Genomic DNA, 15,727 nt, shown 5'->3' on the forward strand with positions numbered 1-15,727 from the left:
ATATTACCCCCAACCTAGATAATCAAGTGATCAATTCACTATCTTGAAATAACTTTTGAACGCTGTGCCCAAAATTATGTAATAAAAACGCTTCCAAGGATATTTTACCACTGATTGCGTTTGGATTCTACCTTGATTGTTCACAAAATAGTAAAAAAAACAGATCAATACCGAAAAAATTAAATCATTTTAAAATAAAAAGCGAAAAAGCATAGGAAAAAGCCTATCCTATGCTTTTATGAAGCAGTTTTTTCAAGAGCGGATACAGCACATCGGGCAGCTGATCGACATCCGGAACAAAAATACTGTACTTTCCGTACATATCCTGAATGGTTTTCATCTGTGATTCCTCTATCGCAGTATTGGACAGAAAAACATTTATGACTTCTATCCCTTTTTTTCTCGCTTCGATGACAGCCTCGCTCGTATCGACGATGCCGTTTTGTTCGTATCCGAATGCTGCCGGCTCTCCGTCTGAAAACACGATTAAAAATTTTTGCGCCTCACTCCGCCGCATCAGCTGTTTCGTCATTTGTCTGATGGCGTATCCGTCTCTGTTATCTTCTTCAGGCGCAAGCTGCATGATCAGCGGACCCGCCGCCTGCAGCAGCGACTCTTCAAACGGAATGACGGTATTGAAGAAATTCGGCTGGCTCGTTTCGGTCGCTTCGTTTGTATCCTCCCAAAATCCGACGATCTGGTGCGGTACGGACACTGATTTCAAGGCTTCATGAAAAAGAACGATCCCTCTTTTTGTTTCATCCATTTTGTCGAACATGCTGGCCGAACAATCGACAAGCAATGTAAAAACGGCGTCAATGTCTGAAGACGGGTCCTGCTTTTTATAGAAAAGGCGCGGGTTCCGCTCCGTAAAATAGCGGATCAGTTTGCGATTCAGCCGGCCTGCGTGAAGGTCAGTCCGCGGGAGCGTTTTTTTGTGCTCAAGTGTTTTTTGTATCATCTGCTTCAGGCGTTTTTGATATGATTCTATCGTTTTTGCCTGTTCTTTATAAGATTGCTCCTCTTCAGGAGACACTTTATGAGGCGTTTGATAAACCGGGAAGGCAAATTTGTTTTCTTTTCCGTCAGCCACCCCCGCGCCCTCATGTTCATCCTGAATGGATTCAAGCGCTTCCAGTTTGGAGTAATCCTCTCTTTTCGTCTGACGTGCGGAACCTTGAACGGAGCCGAGCGCCTGGTCACCGTCATCGCCTTCTCTGGCCGCGTCTTTCCCAAGATCTGATTTCGCGCCGTGCTCAATATCAAATTGAAGGAAACTTTTTGACGGCGCTTCGGTTTCCCGGTGCCACGTATTCATTTTCTCTTCAAGGATTTCTTCATCTCCGTCGGAAGACTCAGGGAGCGTGAGATCGTCACTTAACGAAGGCGCTTTTTTTACACTTTCGAATATAGGCTCTTCAGACGCTTTTTCGTAATCAAGTTCCGGCAGAAAAAAGTACGTGTTCAGCATATCTTTCTCAAGCACTTCATCAAGGCCTTCCATGAGGTCTTCCGTTATTTTTGCGATTTGTTCCGTAGAATCCGCCTCATACACCCGGATGAGCTGACGTTCAATATACGGTATCATCATATCAATATTTTCATGCATGGAAGGAATGCCTTCAAGCGGAGACTCAGCCGTCAGCTTGACAAACATCGCGCAATACAAAGCGTCGGTGAAAATGCTCCGTTCTAAATTCAATGTCAGCTGCGTCGTGAAATATTTCCTGTACATCTCCCTCCGCTTCTGAAAAACACGTTTCGTTCCCGGCCGTTCTTTTTTGATCAGCTCTTCAATTCTGATATCCTCAAGCAGCATAAACAGCTGCTTGGCAAAGCTTTGGCGGGTGAAGTGCCGGTGAACGTCATTTAAAAACGCCGCAAATACCCGAAATGAGCTGCTGCGTGTTCCGACAGCGCGCAAATAGACATCGCTTTTCAGACCGGCTTCCATATCCCCGGCTGATCGGTCTTTCCAAAAGTGGCTCATGTAAATTTTCTTTTCAAAGGGATTGTAGTAAGACTGCACGCCGTATTCCACTTCAACTTCACTGCTTCTGGTCAGTGTTTTGGCCAGATCAGTCAGCATCATGAACAAAAACGAATCAATCGTGCTGTCATTAAATTTGATAAACTTCATTGTATATCCCTCATTCGAACAGCGTTTCTGCAATATTTCTGACAGCGGCTTTTTCCCTGTCGTCGTCAAGTTTTTCTACGATGCCTCTTTCAATCGCCCGTTTCGGCGGGATGTACGCAGCCAAGTCGCACGTATCAATGAGAGCCCTGATGGACGCCGCTTCTTCTGACACTTGTCCGTTATGCGCTTGTGCGATTAAATCAGAAGACAGCGTCATAAAACGCTCAATTAATTTCTCATCTTTTAAAACAGACTGAGAGGTCAGCACCTGTTTCAGGAGGCTTCCTTTAATATACGGAACATCAATGATGACAAAACGGTTTTTAAGGGCTTCGTTCAGCGGAACGGTGCCGACGTAGCCTTCATTAATCGCGGCGATAACACCGAATCCTTCGCTTGCCTTAATCACTTCTCCTGTAAAGGGATTTGTCATCATTTTTCTGTAATCTAGCACGCCGTTTAGAATCGGAAGGGTTTCAGGCTTTGCCATATTGATTTCGTCAATGTATAAAAAATGTCCCTCGTTCATTGCGGTTGTTACAGGTCCGGGAACGAATTCAATTGTCGCCTGTCCCTGTTCATTTTCAATCGTTTTATAGCCGACAAGCGCTTCTGCATCGAGGTCTACGGAGCAGTTGACGCTGTGCATCGGTTTATGAAAATAGTTCGAAAGCGTTTCCGCCAATTTTGTTTTCCCTGAACCCGTCGGTCCTTTTAATAAGATATTTTTTCCCATTGTCAAAGCAATGACGGCATCGAATACAATCGCTTTATCTTCGGCCTCATAGCCTGATGATCCGATTAAATCCCGGAATTCTTGGGAAACGGGATGATTTTGATAAGCCTGCAGTTTGTTTTGTATATCTTCCGGAAGTGATAGGTGCTGTAATTCTGAAGTCATAGGTGATGTTTCCTTTCCATTTGTATTCCATAACCGAGTATACTAAAAAAGCCCTTGTATACTCAATACAAAAGGGCTCATTCCCTGCGGGCGCTTTTTGTCAGGGGAGCGCAGGCGATTCTGGCTCCGGAATTTCCGCTCGGGTTTGTCAAATAATCGTCCGTATGTTCATGAATGACGAACGCGCTTCCGTCCCGGTCGAGCAGGCTGAGTCTGCTCCCTTCTTTTAATGAAGTTTGCGGCGCGTTCATAATGACATCCACTTTACCGTCAGCCCCCACTTCAAGATTGGGGAGATCCCCGGCGTGATGACCCATCGGATTGTTGAAGCCGTGTTCTTTGTTCAAAGGGTTGAACGGACCGCCGGCTGATTCGAAATCAGGTGCCTGACATGTCCCTTTTTCATAAATATGAAACCCGAGAGAAGTGCCGGGCGGCAGATGCCCCGCTGATATATGAATGTCTGACCCTTCATCATCAGATTCCCTCACTTCGATATATCCGATCGTTTTCCCGTTTTGATTGATGAGTCCGGCATGCTCACGGTATGCAGATGCTTCCAATGCGCGGCTTTCCCCATGTTTTTTGGGCGGAACAGGAGCGGGTCTCCCCCCGCAGCCGCAAAGCGTAATTGATGCGAGCATGAGAAAAAGCAAGAGACGATTCATGCTTCCTCCCCCTTATTTTTTTACCCATCAGTCTTGTCAAAACGTGAAAATGGTAAACAAAAAAAGCCCCGAAAGGCTTTTTTTAAAAATAACTGCGCGCTCCTAAATAAGCTTTTTTCCAATACGGATTGCTTAAGTTTGAAACTTCAACCCCGGAGGAGCTTGCGTGAATAAAATCTCCTCCGCCTAAATACATTCCCATATGAGAAGGGCCCGCTTTATATGTCGTAAAGAAGACAAAGTCGCCTGCTGACGGCTGGCTGATATGTTTCATCGTATTCCAATATCCGGCCGTGCTCAGACGGGAAACAGAGCTTACCTTATTTAAAAGGTAATAGATGTAACCGCTGCAATCGAAGCCCGCAGGCGTATTGCCTCCCCAGCGGTAAGGCACGCCGACATGTTTTTTCGCCTCGCCTATCATTCTGTCAATCTTTGACCCTGTCACCGGAGGTTCGGGAGTATTCGGCTTGTTTGGTTTTGCCGGTTTGTTATCCGGCTGCCGTACAGGATCTTCTGTTTTTCCCGTTCCGTTAATCACCAGAACTTGTCCGATTTGAAGCACATCAGTTGTCAATTTATTTTTTTCTCTGATGAGCTGAGCGGTGATGCCGAACCGATTAGCAATTTTCCAGAGGGAATCGCCTGCTTTTACTTTGTAAGTGGATGGCTTCTCAGAAGGGTTTGAATGAGATGGCGGTGTTGTGCCGCTGTTTCCGTTATGTGAAGAACCTTTGATCTTTAACACTTGATTCGGATACAGCATGTCTGATGTTAATTGATTCAGCTTTTTCAGATCGGCGATGGTGATGCCGGTTTGATTGGCGATTTTCCACAGCGAGTCACCCGGCTTCACAGTGTAAGTCCCTGATGCGCCTTTATCAGGCTTTGTCTGTCTGCCGCCTCCGTCCGTGCCGCCGGCAGACCCTTTAATTTTCAGTTTCTGGCCGGGATAGATGACATCTGAACTCAAACGGTTCAGGCTTCTCAGCTCAGAAACGCTCATTTTGTATTTTTTTGCGATCACCCATAACGAGTCTCCGTATGTAACTGTGTAGGCACCCGTGCTTCGTTTTCCCTTTTGCCCCGTTTTATGTGTGCCGCTGCCGTCGGGAATGTGCAGCCGCTGTCCTGGGTGGAGTATCGTTGATTTCAGTTTATTTTCCGACTGCAGGGCTGAAATACTGGTATGATATTGCCGGGAAAGCTTCCAAAGAGAGTCGCCGCTTTTTACTTGAATGGTTTTTGCTTCAGCGGGATGCACGGCGAAGGTTGAAGTCATTACTGCAGATACAGCCAGTCCGGCTGCGATTTTTTTCTTCATATAACGAAAAACCTCCTATTTATCATTGCTGAAAGGGACGTTCCTTTTCTTTGGACGCCGCCTGTTATGCAGGATTCATTCAGAAGTCGACATTAATTCCGAATCATTTGGCCTTAGATCATCACCAATGTCACACATTTTACATAAATTGAGAACATTTCACAAAAGACTTTGGAATCATTTTCATAACATGGCTTTTTTCCGCGACATTCCACCTTTCTTGTCTGTTTTTCATACAATTCTCTTTACGGCGTGAAAAATCCTCCCGAAAAACAATCAAAAAAAGCCCGCTTCCTTTAAAGGAAGCGGGTGATGGCTGATTACAAAACCCGGGTCTCGGCAGTTTTCACGTCTTCTGCTATCAATTCCGCTGCACGCTGTGCTCCGCCGGCCGCTTTCAGGGATTCTCCGATTTCAGATGCTTTTGTCTGATATTCAGGATTTTCGCTCAATTCTTTTATTGCTTCAGAGAGCAGTTCCGCTGTTACATCTTCTTTTTTAAACATTTTGCCCGCGCCCGTGTTTTCCACTTGGCTTCCGACGGCGAACTGATCTGCGCCCATCGGAATGACGATCATCGGGGTTTTGTAGTAAAGCCCTTCGCTCGTACTGTTCATTCCGCCGTGAGTGATAAATAAGTCCGCTCTTTTCAGGATCTCAAGCTGCGGAACATAAGGCTTGACAATGACATTCTCAGGAATTTCATCAAGCTCCGCAGGATCAAGATGTTTGCCGATTGACATGACGGCTTTTCCGTTAAAGTTTCTGACCGCTTTTAAGCATTTATTAAACAATTCCTTCTGATTGTTAAAAATCGTGCCCATGGAAATAAACAGGACTTTTTCTCCTGCAAGCTGTTCAAACGGGAAATCTTGAGCCGCCGCCCTTTCGGTTATGGACGGACCGACAAAGAGATAAGAATCGCCAAACTCTTCTTCTTTCGGCTGAAACGCTCTTGAAGTAAATACGATGGTTTTTCTGCCGTCATTTGAGAAAATATCATACGGCGTTTTAATGTCTGCGCTGAATTCTTCATTGAGCCGGCTGACCGCTTCGGTATAAGCCGGATAATGAGATGATTCCTCTGATACAAGGTTTGTATTTGAAAACACTTCTTTAATAAATGCTTCATTCATTGCAAATGTCGTACAAAGTGAATATGCCGGCAGTTTTAGCTGGTTTCTCACAAGCCTTCCTGCCAGAAAATGATGATCATACAGGATGTAGTCGTAGGATTCATCTTTTACTTCCTCAAGAATACGGAGTGCGGCTTTTTTGGAAGTCTCAATCATTAAAAGCAAAAACTCGGTAGCGTCCCGCTGTTCATCACCCGTTGCGTTTTTTCCGAATTCATCTTTTCGGAAATCTTCATATTCACGGAATTCCGCTCCGCTTGACGCGATTTTGTTCTCATATTCCTTCACGCCGTAATATACGACATGTTCCCCTTTTGCCTTCAGTTCTTTTACGACGCCTAAAGACGGATTGATATGGCCTTCTCCCGGAAAGCCGATCATCAATACATTTGCCATCTTTCCACTCCCTATTCTTTTAAATTTTATGTATATTTAAACGATAACATCAATACAGAAAAAGGTAAAGATGTTCACCTTATTAATATTAAATGGGTACAATATTCCCATTTTCTTATTATTTCGTATGAAGCGCCCGCGGCGAAACAAGCGGATACAGTCCGCCGTCTTTAGCAAAGGACATTTTTCCCGTTTCTTCTGAAACAACGAGCACGAGTGCATCAGTCACGGCCGAAAGTCCCATCGCGGCCCTGTGGCGCGTCCCGTATTTGAGATCGACATGTTTTGTTGTGAGCGGAAGCACATTGGCTGCTGATACAACTCGGTTTTCTCTGACCAATACGGCTCCGTCATGAAGCGGATTGCCGGGATAAAAAATACTCTCAATTAAAGCTGCACTGATCTCGGCATGCAGGCTGGTCCCTTTTTGTATCATTCCGTCCAGCGGATCTGCACGTTCAATCACAATCAGCGCTCCGTGTTTTTCTTCCGCCAGATGCTGCACGGCCCTCGCCAGCTCTGTATAGGAAGGCGTGAAATGTTCGATATATGACTGCAGGTAAAACGACGAAGCGACAGCCTGCATTTCCTGAAACGTATGTCCCAGTTCATCTAATTCGCAAAGAAGGCATTGGTCTTTTTCATTCAATGTCCGCAGTATCATTCCGGCATCCTCTGTAATTTGTTTCAAATACGTTTGAACGGCAGCGGTAAACGCGCTTTCCGTCATTTGAGTGTGGCGCATGTCACATCAGCTCCTTTCCCTTATTTTCTGCATCGCGCGCATGGATATGCGCCGCTGTGTGCACCATAATCATGAAAGGAGGCGCACATCATATGGAATTCGCACGGCTGATGCAATATATCTGCACCTTTTTAGGGGTCATTTCACTTTCATTCATTTATGCCAAGATGTTTAAAAAGCCGAAACCGGACAAAAAAGAGTAGGCCGGCTTTCATTGCTTTTTATACATAAAATGTTATAATTTCTCTCGTTAAAATAAAGAAACGGGGAACCTAACTTGAGAGAAACGAACACGATCGGCCAAAAGGTCAGACAGCTGTTACATATCTTCATTCCGATTTTAATCACACAGGCGGGCCTTTCCCTGATCACCTTTTTGGATACGGTGATGTCAGGGAAAGTGAGCGCTGCCGATTTAGCCGGGGTTGCAATCGGTTCAAGCCTGTGGACGCCGGTTTATACGGGCCTGGCAGGAATATTAATGGCCGTTACGCCCGTTGTTTCGCAGCTGTTTGGAGCCGGCAGACAAAAGGAAGTGCCGTTTTCCGTCATCCAGGCCGTTTATGTAGCGGCCGTTCTCAGTGCGGCGGTTATCCTGATCGGCTTTTTCACCGTTGATATGATCTTGGGACATTTGGGCCTGGAACCTCGTGTCCGGACGATCGCAAAACACTTTTTAGGATTTTTATCCCTCGGTATTTTTCCTTTGTTTGTGTACACCGTTTTGCGCTCGTTCATTGACGCACTCGGCAAAACGCGAGTCACAATGCTTATTACGCTTTGCTCATTGCCTATTAATTTTGTTTTAAATTATGTATTTATTTTCGGGAAATTCAACATGCCTGCATTGGGAGGAGTCGGGGCGGGGCTCGCTTCCGCCCTGACTTACTGGTGTATTTGCGCCATCAGCTTTTTTATCGTCTGCAGATTTGAGCCGTTTGCCGGGTACTCTGTATTTCGGAAACTGTACCGTTTTTCTCCGTCTGAATGCAGGAAGCTTTTGAAAATCGGATTGCCTATCGGTTTTGCGGTATTTTTTGAAACGAGCATTTTTGCGGCTGTCACACTGCTTATGAGCCATTTTCAGACGGTGACGATTGCAGCCCACCAAGCGGCAATGAATTTTGCTTCCCTCTTGTATATGCTGCCGCTCAGCGTATCCATGGCCATGACCATTTTGGTCGGCTTTGAAGCAGGTGCAAATCGCTATAGAGATGCCCGCTCATACAGCTATATCGGGATCGTGATGGCGCTTAGTTTTTCTTTATGCACGGCGGCTTTCATTTTACTGTTCAGGCCGCAAATCGCCGGAATGTATACATCAGATCCGGCGGTGCTCATGTTGACGCAGCACTTTTTAATCTATGCGCTGTTTTTCCAGCTTTCTGATGCCGTAGCAGCTCCGATACAAGGCGCTCTGAGAGGATATAAGGATGTCAACTATACACTTGGCGCGGCTTTTGTGTCGTATTGGATCATCGGGCTTCCGCTCGGTTACGCAGTCGGCACTTATACGAGCCTCGGGGCATACGGCTACTGGATCGGTTTAATTGCGGGACTTGCCGCAGGAGCTGTCGGTTTATTCTTCAGACTGATGAAGCTGCAAAAGCGTTATGTGAAAAAAATGACGATTTTATAAAGGAGGAGCAGCAATGCCAAAACATAAACTGCTGTACGATTATTTAACTGAACGGGCGGAGGACATCAGTCAGACATGGTTTGATACGCTTCATGAAACGGATCCTGATTCTGTTTATGCTTCTACTGACCCGGCTGTACTCACAAATCTGAAAAAACAAAATCTGGCGTTTAATTATCAGCTCAATCGGATTTTTTCTGAAGAGAAGGAAGTATATACAGCGGCATTGGAAAAGTGGGCGTTTGAAGCCGCACGGGATGAAGAACATTTAAAAACTCCCATCCATTACATCATTCGCGAGTTTATCAGAGTTCGTGATTTGTATGTCGGCCATGTCAAGCAGTTTACCAGACTTCATTCAGACACCTTGACAGAAGAAGATGCCGAAGATATATTCCATACGCTGATTAAATCGTTTGATGTGGTGATTCATATTTTCATAGAGGAAATGTATAAAAACACAAACATTCAGCTTGAAGCGCAAAAAGAATTGATCACCGAGCTGAGCTCGCCGGTAATTGTGCTTTTTGACAATGTCGGACTGCTGCCGCTGATCGGGGATATTGACACGGCAAGAGCAAAAATGATCTTGGAGAATACGCTGCACCAGTGTTCAGAGAAGCGCATCACGCAGCTGTACATTGATTTATCGGGCGTAGCCATGATTGATACGATGGTTGCCCAACAGCTTTTCACCTTAATTGAATCACTCGGAATGCTCGGCGTGAAAGCGACAATATCCGGAATCCGTCCTGAAATCGCCCAAACCGCAGTGCAGCTCGGACTGAGTTTTTCAAATTTATCAATAAGGTCTTCGCTTGCAGAAGCGATCGCTTCCGATCTGACACAAAAAAAGGGATAAGGCATTTCAGCCTTATCCCTTTTTTTATCAGTCTTTCCACGGATATGTCCAATACACTTCTTCTTCAAACCATGTCTGAAGAACCGGCTCGTTATTTTTTATTTTTTCTTCCAGCTCTCTCAGCATGCCTTCCGTTTGGGTGCGGTGCGCTTTTAAGGCATTCATTTTAATATCGGCAACCTCTTTAATATCAAGAATAACATCAGGCTTGCCGACGGCTTCCTCCCTGTTGCGGGTGATTGCCATGCAAAGCGTGCGCGGGCGGTCCTCTTTTTTCTTTCTGTAAAGCGCTCTGATAACCGCTTCGCCGCATGCATCATGATCCGGATGGACGCCGTGCTCCGGATAGAATGTGACAATCAGACTCGGTTTTACATCGTCGATAATCTCTTCCATCATATCCGCGAGCCACTCGTCATCTTCAAATTCAAGTGTTTTATCACGAAGCCCGAGCATTCTAAGGTCAGTAACGTCCATTGCTTTGCATGCGTCGATCAGCTCTTGTTTTCTTAACAGCGGCAGTGTTTCACGGTTCGCGAAAAAAGGATCTCCCATGTTCCGGCCCATTTCGCCAAGCGTTGCGCATGCATACGTAACGGGAATATCTTTTTGTCTGTGTAAAGCAATCAGCCCTGCCACTCCGTATGATTCATCATCAGGGTGAGGCAGGATGACGAGTACATGTTCTTTCATGATTTTCACCCTTTTCTTTAAACTGTAAACGGCTTTTCGCTGATTTGAAGCGAAATCGCCAATTTTCCGCCCGGCAGATGCCCTGCCATTAACAAGCGGTCTTCGTCATCTACTGTATATTCTGTCAGACCTTCTGCGTAAATCCAGCCTTCTTCCGTTTTCAAACCGACGCGGTACGGGCCGTTTCCTTTGATTTTCGCCTGATGGTACGTCACTTTTGCATTGCGTATATAGGCTACAACCGTCATGTTTTTCTCATTCAGATGCGCTGAATAAGAACCGGTCGTTGTTTCCAAATGGATATATACAGGACGATCGGTATATCGCTCTAAAGAAGTTTGCACATCTTCTTTTATGATCGCTTTCATAGCTGCTCCCCTCTTTCTTCTTTTAAAAATTGCAAACGCTTCGTATGTAGTTCAACCAATTCATATTTCTCAATCGGCCGCAGCCGGGAATCTACAATTCGCTGCACCGCCAGAGCAAACTTTTCCTCGGGTGACTTCCGGAGCCTCGGATGTGTTCTTTGATCAAGCAGTTCAAGATCAATTGCCTTCTCCGCTTCTTCAAGAGTTGAAGCCGGGAGAGTGCGGTTATTCCACAGTGCCTGATAGGCTTTTGCTATGTCTTTATCAGTGCCCATTGTACAGCTCCTTTACATACTCGTAATGATTATACATAATTTAAGCTATCGCTGGAAAGCGAAAGGCTTAGCGGCTTTTTATCGGCCGCTTCCATTTTATCTGTGAAAAGGTAAACAAAAGCAATGCTGCCCATATACAAATGAAGGTAAACGCTTTTTGCCCGGAAAACGGTTCATGATACACAAATACGCCGAGCATAAGGGTAATGGTCGGCGCTATATATTGCAAAATGCCGACTTGATACAGCGGCAGACGCTTTGCCCCCTCTGCAAACAGCAACAGCGGCAGAGCCGTAAATACGCCTGCGAAGAATAGGAGCGCCCATGTTCCTGCCCCCAAGGACCCGGGAGTGCTCCCGTCAGCTGTATATCCTAAATAAATAAGTGCAGCCGGGGTAATCAAAAGCGTCTCCAGCGTCAGTCCGATCGTGCTGGACATGCGGGTTCTTTTTTTACATAAGCCGTACAGACCGAAGCTGAATGCAAGCAGCAATGCGATATAAGGAACCGCGCCATATTGAAACGCAGATATGATCACGGCCGCCCCGGCAATAGAAACGGCTGCTGTTTGCATCTTGTTAAGCTTTTCTTTTAAGAATAGGATGCCCAAAAGAACGGAAACGAGCGGATTAATGTAGTACCCGAGACTTGCTTCAAGCAAAAAGCCGTGATTGACGGCCCATATGTACACAAACCAATTAACGGAAATTAAAACGGAAGCGAAAAAAAGCGCCAGCAGGCCCCCTTCCGATTTCAAAAGACGCAGTTCACGCCATCCGGTTTTCCACTTCTTAAGCACAGTTAAAAGCACACACATGAAAACAAATGACCATAAAATCCGGTGAGCTAAAATGTCCAATGCGGGTATTTGTTCAAGAAGTTTCCAATAGACCGGAAACAGCCCCCACATGACGAAAGAACAAGCGGTATAAATGATTCCTTTTCTTGCATTATTCCCTTGCACGGCCTTCCCCTTCCTTTCTGTAAACAGATTATATTATATCACGGGAAGCTTCCGGCGGGCATATACTATGTTGTCCGTTAAGAAAGGGTGAGATGCCGTGTTTGATTGGAACAGATATTTTCCCTTCCAAAATCAGTTCTCTAAAGAAACGTTTAAAAATGCTGATCCGAAAGATGTCGAGACATATGTCAACCGAGTGATGGAAAGCGTATTCGGCGCCGGTTATGCCGGACAGTTCCCTTTTCGCGACCCAATGTCCAAAAAGGCCGAGCCGGTCGAAGCGGAACCGCCCAAGCCGGAAATTGACCTTTTTGAAACATCCGATCATGTTTTTGCGAAAATTCCCGCCGAACAAGAGGAACTCGACCGTATCAGGATTAAGCATACGTCACACAGCCTCGTTGTAGAGAACAGCAGTCTGGGAGAAGGAAAAAAAGAAATCGTCCTTCCGAGCCTCGTCAAACGGAAAGGAACAAAAGCAGTCTATAAAGACGGGATGATTGAAGTTATGTTTTCAAAACAGGAAGACTACAATCTATCGGAAGTGGAGATTTTAAGATAAAAAAACGGCCCGCGCGATGCAGGCCGTTTTTTCTTTAATAAAATGGCGGATAACCGCCGGCACCCGGCCCAAAACCGCCGTATGGGACACCTCCGTATCCGTAACCGGCGAACCCGTACGGATAGCGGGGTCTTGTGAAACCTGTGGCAATCACGCCTCCGAGAAGACCGCCTAAAAATCCGCCGAATAAAGGAGCGCCGAACAAAAAAGGACTTCTCGCCGGAAATCCGGCAGGACCGAAATTCCCGCGATACAATGCATGACGAGGGTACATGTTTTTCCTCCTTTATGTCTGCCTATTCTTAAGCGTATTCATAAAATGAGGAAATTGATTGGGCGATTGTAACAACATGTGCCTCTCTGTGATATTGCATTAATGTATAAATATTTTGGTTATAATTTGATTACATTTTGATTAACTGTTATACTTTTTTACAAGTTGCGACATGATAAAAAACCATCAGGGGGAATAAAATATGCCATTACTTCGTTTTGACGTTATTGAAGGCCGGGATAACGCAGCATTAAAGAAATTACTGGATACCGCCCATTACGCCATGGTTAAAGCTTTTGACGTCCCTGTAACGGACCGTTATCAGATCGTTCACCAGCATCGGCCTCATGAGCTTATCATTGAAGATACCGGGCTCGGTTTCAAAAGAAGCAAAGATCTTGTCATCATCAGCATTGTCAGCAAAGCGCGCACCGAACATCAAAAAGAAACGTTATATCAACTGATGGCTGATCAGCTTAAAACAGAATGCGGCATATCACCCGAGGACGTCATGATGTCCATTACAGAAAACGGGAACGCCGATTGGAGCTTCGGGCTTGGTGAGGCTCAGTTTTTAACCGGGAAACTGTAAAAGGCCTCCCGGCTTGTTCTGAATGATTGCAAACTGAATAAAAGAGGGATGTATGTTGGTTAGTGAGTTGTATCCTTGTTTAATATGCGGATTTAAAGGATTAGAGACAAGTCCCGTTTATAACGGCGAATATCAAAAAACATTTGATATTTGCCCCTGCTGCGGGTTTGAATTCGGCTACAGAGAAGACCATGACGTAAGCTTAGGGTTTATTGTAACGCCTGATCATTTAATTGAAGCGGCATTTCAGTTATACCGGAAACAGTGGATTGAGGGAGGAATGAAACTATTTTCTCCAAATGATGTTCCGGAGGAATGTAAAAATGATCATTTCCTTACATTTGATGCTTTATTAAAGCAATTAAAAGGCTTGAACCTCAATCTGAACAATTTTGATATTAATGGTTTTTATGACGAGTAAACATGATCATTAAGAAAAGGCTGCCTTGGGCAGCCTTTGTTATTCATCACATGTGTCGTTGGCAGATCCCCCGGGCTCGCAAAAACTGTCTGCCCATTTTTGCATTTCCTGAAAAACGGCTTGCAGGGCCAAGCCTTTATCAGTCAGTTTATAAATGACTTTGACAGGTGTTTCAGGCAGCACCTGACGCTCGACGATTTCATTTTGTTCCAGCTCTTTGAGCCGCTCCGCGAGCATTTTTTGGCTGATTGTCGGTATCGTTTCGGTCATATCTTTAAATCGTTTCGGCCCGTCCATCAGTACATGGATAATGAGGCCGTTCCAGCGCTTTCCCAAAAGAGAAAAAGCGGATTCCATTTTAGGACACATTGTATATCCCACGTGAGTTCATCCCTTCATCTATGAATTGACAAGTTTTTTGTGATCCATTAAAATTAGTTTTCGAGTTACATTTAGTAAGCTTCTAACTTTTCTATTATGATAACACGTTTATCCGAAGGAGGAAACATGATGACATCCGTATTAGACGTTTTAAAGGAACGCGCATCTGTTAAAGAATACGATAAAGACGCGGTCATTACAAAAGAGGAATTAACAGAACTCCTTGAAATCACAACGCAAGCGCCTTCCGCCTGGAACCTTCAGCATTGGCATTTTCAAGTCTTTCACAGTGATGAAGCAAAAGCTGCCCTGCTTCCGGTTGCTTTTAATCAAAAACAGATTATTGATTCATCAGCAGTTATTGCCGTATTAGGCGATTTAAAAGCAAATGAAAATGGTGAAGACGTTTATGCTGAACTGGCTGAGCAAGGCAATATCACAGAAGAGATTAAACAAACGCTTTTAGGCCAGATTAACGGTGCATACCAAAATGATCAGTTTGCCCGTGATTCAGCATTTTTAAACGCTTCTTTAGCAGCGATGCAGCTGATGCTAGCCGCTAAAGCAAAAGGCTACGACACTTGCGCGATCGGCGGATTCAATAAAGAGCAATTCGTTAAGGAATTCGACGTGAGCGAGCGTTTCGTGCCCGTCATGCTGATTTCAATCGGTAAAGCCGTTAAGCCGGCGCATAAAAGCAACCGGCTGCCTGTATCTAAAGTGTCAACTTGGCTGTAAGATGAAAGAAACCCTTAGTCCGCTTAAGCAGACTAAGGGTTTTTTATAGGAATCGCTCACTGTACCAGGTTCGTGCCTGCTCTGCTTCCTGCTGTGTGAGCTGATGACCGCCTTCCTGCCAAACAAGAGAAACGGATGCATGGGCATCTGTCAGATACTGATAAAGCTCCTCCGATTCTTCTTTTGTACATAGGGGATCGCGTTTTCCCGCACCGATAAACACAGGCATCCCTTCCATATCAGGCAGCTTCACTCCGCGTATCGGCACCATCGGATGATGCAGAACCGCTCCTTTCAGTACATCTTTATAATGAAACAAAAGACTTGCTGCAATATTGGCGCCGTTTGAATAGCCGGCAGCAATCACGTTTTCTCTGCTGAATCCGTACATTTGCGCCGCTTCATCAATAAAATTCTTTAATTCTTCCGTCCGTTCAATTAAATCTTTCTCGTCAAATACGCCTTCTTTCAGCCGCTTAAAAAAACGGGGCATGCCGTTTTCCGACACTGATCCTCTGACACCGAGCAGACTTGCGTTCGGATCGATAAAACGTCCGAGCGACAGAAGATCATGTTCATTTCCTCCCGTTCCGTGCAAAAGCAGCAGAACATTTTCTGACGTTCCCTGTTCAAACACATGTTTCATCA

At 45.2% G+C, this 15,727-nt stretch carries 19 protein-coding genes; 6 read left to right on the forward strand and 13 right to left on the reverse strand.

All coding sequences use genetic code 11. The features are described 5' to 3' along the window. Positions 1–223 precede the first annotated feature (223 nt). From NYE68_RS11410 to cdaS, 6 genes are all read right to left on the reverse strand, one after another. On the reverse strand, positions 224–2,140 hold the full coding sequence (locus tag NYE68_RS11410; RefSeq protein WP_324636886.1) for a VWA domain-containing protein: 1,917 nt from the start codon (positions 2,138–2,140) through the stop codon (positions 224–226). A gap of 10 nt (positions 2,141–2,150) precedes the next feature. Continuing rightward, positions 2,151–3,041, reverse strand: coding sequence for a MoxR family ATPase (locus tag NYE68_RS11415; protein WP_003153758.1), 891 nt, complete (start codon positions 3,039–3,041; stop codon positions 2,151–2,153). A 77-nt stretch (positions 3,042–3,118) separates the two neighbouring features. After that, entirely contained in the window at positions 3,119–3,709 is a 591-nt protein-coding gene (locus tag NYE68_RS11420; RefSeq protein WP_007407968.1) for a superoxide dismutase family protein, read from the reverse strand. Between the two features lie 82 nt (positions 3,710–3,791). Next, positions 3,792–5,033, reverse strand: a complete 1,242-nt coding sequence (locus NYE68_RS11425; protein ID WP_053573300.1) for a peptidoglycan endopeptidase — start codon at positions 5,031–5,033, stop codon at positions 3,792–3,794. Positions 5,034–5,353: 320 nt separating this feature from the next. Continuing rightward, positions 5,354–6,565 (reverse strand): macrolide family glycosyltransferase, encoded by a 1,212-nt coding sequence (locus NYE68_RS11430; protein WP_061890660.1) that lies wholly within the window; start codon positions 6,563–6,565, stop codon positions 5,354–5,356. Between the two features lie 118 nt (positions 6,566–6,683). Beyond that, positions 6,684–7,310, reverse strand: a complete 627-nt coding sequence (cdaS, locus tag NYE68_RS11435; RefSeq protein WP_015417634.1) for a sporulation-specific diadenylate cyclase CdaS — start codon at positions 7,308–7,310, stop codon at positions 6,684–6,686. Positions 7,311–7,587: 277 nt separating this feature from the next. Between cdaS and NYE68_RS11440 the strand changes: the two genes are divergently transcribed. Continuing rightward, positions 7,588–8,949 (forward strand): MATE family efflux transporter, encoded by a 1,362-nt coding sequence (locus NYE68_RS11440; protein ID WP_156240378.1) that lies wholly within the window; start codon positions 7,588–7,590, stop codon positions 8,947–8,949. Between the two features lie 13 nt (positions 8,950–8,962). After that, positions 8,963–9,811, forward strand: a complete 849-nt coding sequence (locus NYE68_RS11445) for an STAS domain-containing protein (RefSeq protein ID WP_324636882.1) — start codon at positions 8,963–8,965, stop codon at positions 9,809–9,811. A gap of 27 nt (positions 9,812–9,838) precedes the next feature. Here NYE68_RS11445 and bshB2 read toward each other — a convergent pair whose 3' ends face one another. From bshB2 to rarD, 4 genes are all read right to left on the reverse strand, one after another. Further along, on the reverse strand, positions 9,839–10,504 hold the full coding sequence (gene bshB2, locus NYE68_RS11450) for a bacillithiol biosynthesis deacetylase BshB2 (RefSeq protein WP_007407961.1): 666 nt from the start codon (positions 10,502–10,504) through the stop codon (positions 9,839–9,841). Between the two features lie 17 nt (positions 10,505–10,521). Then, complete coding sequence (locus NYE68_RS11455) at positions 10,522–10,872, reverse strand: YojF family protein (RefSeq protein WP_156240380.1); 351 nt, start codon at positions 10,870–10,872, stop codon at positions 10,522–10,524. Next, positions 10,869–11,147 (reverse strand): hypothetical protein, encoded by a 279-nt coding sequence (locus NYE68_RS11460; RefSeq protein WP_003153742.1) that lies wholly within the window; start codon positions 11,145–11,147, stop codon positions 10,869–10,871. Before NYE68_RS11460 ends, NYE68_RS11455 begins: the two co-directional genes overlap by 4 nt. Positions 11,148–11,214: 67 nt before the next feature. Then, positions 11,215–12,111 carry an EamA family transporter RarD gene (rarD, locus tag NYE68_RS11465; protein ID WP_039254865.1) on the reverse strand — a complete coding sequence of 299 codons (897 nt, stop codon included), beginning with the start codon at positions 12,109–12,111 and terminating at the stop codon, positions 11,215–11,217. Positions 12,112–12,208: 97 nt separating this feature from the next. Between rarD and NYE68_RS11470 the strand changes: the two genes are divergently transcribed. Further along, the gene (locus NYE68_RS11470) at positions 12,209–12,673 is read left to right on the forward strand and encodes a hypothetical protein (protein WP_039254863.1); all 465 of its coding nucleotides are present in this window, start codon (positions 12,209–12,211) and stop codon (positions 12,671–12,673) included. A 34-nt stretch (positions 12,674–12,707) separates the two neighbouring features. On the opposite strand, the gene NYE68_RS11475 is transcribed toward NYE68_RS11470, so the two are convergent. Continuing rightward, a complete protein-coding gene (locus NYE68_RS11475; RefSeq protein ID WP_003153736.1) occupies positions 12,708–12,947 on the reverse strand; it encodes a hypothetical protein in 240 nt (79 codons plus the stop codon). A gap of 202 nt (positions 12,948–13,149) precedes the next feature. Here NYE68_RS11475 and NYE68_RS11480 point away from each other — a divergent pair, with 202 nt between their 5' ends. Next, positions 13,150–13,539 (forward strand): tautomerase family protein, encoded by a 390-nt coding sequence (locus tag NYE68_RS11480; protein WP_064115624.1) that lies wholly within the window; start codon positions 13,150–13,152, stop codon positions 13,537–13,539. 52 nt (positions 13,540–13,591) lie between these two features. Continuing rightward, entirely contained in the window at positions 13,592–13,960 is a 369-nt protein-coding gene (locus NYE68_RS11485) for a hypothetical protein (protein WP_324636878.1), read from the forward strand. Between the two features lie 39 nt (positions 13,961–13,999). On the opposite strand, the gene NYE68_RS11490 is transcribed toward NYE68_RS11485, so the two are convergent. After that, positions 14,000–14,341, reverse strand: coding sequence for a winged helix-turn-helix transcriptional regulator (locus NYE68_RS11490; protein WP_012117759.1), 342 nt, complete (start codon positions 14,339–14,341; stop codon positions 14,000–14,002). Positions 14,342–14,470: 129 nt separating this feature from the next. On the opposite strand from NYE68_RS11490, the gene NYE68_RS11495 reads away from it, so the two are divergent. Then, complete coding sequence (locus NYE68_RS11495; RefSeq protein WP_003153727.1) at positions 14,471–15,079, forward strand: nitroreductase family protein; 609 nt, start codon at positions 14,471–14,473, stop codon at positions 15,077–15,079. A gap of 43 nt (positions 15,080–15,122) precedes the next feature. Here the strand turns inward: NYE68_RS11495 and NYE68_RS11500 are convergent, their stop codons facing one another. Continuing rightward, entirely contained in the window at positions 15,123–15,725 is a 603-nt protein-coding gene (locus NYE68_RS11500) for an alpha/beta hydrolase (RefSeq protein WP_023356960.1), read from the reverse strand. Between the last annotated feature and the right edge of the window lie 2 nt (positions 15,726–15,727).

The sequence above is a fragment of the Bacillus sp. FSL R5-0447 genome, assembly GCF_038606125.1.
Lineage (GTDB): Bacteria > Bacillota > Bacilli > Bacillales > Bacillaceae > Bacillus > Bacillus velezensis.

What these genes read in the sequence shown, in the direction of transcription:
- NYE68_RS11410 (WP_324636886.1), bottom strand. Translation starts at nt 2,140, where the DNA reads ATGAAGTTTATCAAATTTAATGACAGCACGATTGATTCGTTTTTGTTC.
- NYE68_RS11415 (WP_003153758.1), bottom strand. Translation starts at nt 3,041, where the DNA reads ATGACTTCAGAATTACAGCACCTATCACTTCCGGAAGATATACAAAAC.
- NYE68_RS11420 (WP_007407968.1), bottom strand. Translation starts at nt 3,709, where the DNA reads ATGAATCGTCTCTTGCTTTTTCTCATGCTCGCATCAATTACGCTTTGC.
- NYE68_RS11425 (WP_053573300.1), bottom strand. Translation starts at nt 5,033, where the DNA reads ATGAAGAAAAAAATCGCAGCCGGACTGGCTGTATCTGCAGTAATGACT.
- NYE68_RS11430 (WP_061890660.1), bottom strand. Translation starts at nt 6,565, where the DNA reads ATGGCAAATGTATTGATGATCGGCTTTCCGGGAGAAGGCCATATCAAT.
- cdaS (WP_015417634.1), bottom strand. Translation starts at nt 7,310, where the DNA reads ATGCGCCACACTCAAATGACGGAAAGCGCGTTTACCGCTGCCGTTCAA.
- NYE68_RS11445 (WP_324636882.1), top strand. Translation starts at nt 8,963, where the DNA reads ATGCCAAAACATAAACTGCTGTACGATTATTTAACTGAACGGGCGGAG.
- bshB2 (WP_007407961.1), bottom strand. Translation starts at nt 10,504, where the DNA reads ATGAAAGAACATGTACTCGTCATCCTGCCTCACCCTGATGATGAATCA.
- NYE68_RS11455 (WP_156240380.1), bottom strand. Translation starts at nt 10,872, where the DNA reads ATGAAAGCGATCATAAAAGAAGATGTGCAAACTTCTTTAGAGCGATAT.
- NYE68_RS11460 (WP_003153742.1), bottom strand. Translation starts at nt 11,147, where the DNA reads ATGGGCACTGATAAAGACATAGCAAAAGCCTATCAGGCACTGTGGAAT.
- NYE68_RS11475 (WP_003153736.1), bottom strand. Translation starts at nt 12,947, where the DNA reads ATGTACCCTCGTCATGCATTGTATCGCGGGAATTTCGGTCCTGCCGGA.
- NYE68_RS11480 (WP_064115624.1), top strand. Translation starts at nt 13,150, where the DNA reads ATGCCATTACTTCGTTTTGACGTTATTGAAGGCCGGGATAACGCAGCA.
- NYE68_RS11485 (WP_324636878.1), top strand. Translation starts at nt 13,592, where the DNA reads ATGTTGGTTAGTGAGTTGTATCCTTGTTTAATATGCGGATTTAAAGGA.
- NYE68_RS11495 (WP_003153727.1), top strand. Translation starts at nt 14,471, where the DNA reads ATGACATCCGTATTAGACGTTTTAAAGGAACGCGCATCTGTTAAAGAA.
- NYE68_RS11500 (WP_023356960.1), bottom strand. Translation starts at nt 15,725, where the DNA reads ATGAAACATGTGTTTGAACAGGGAACGTCAGAAAATGTTCTGCTGCTT.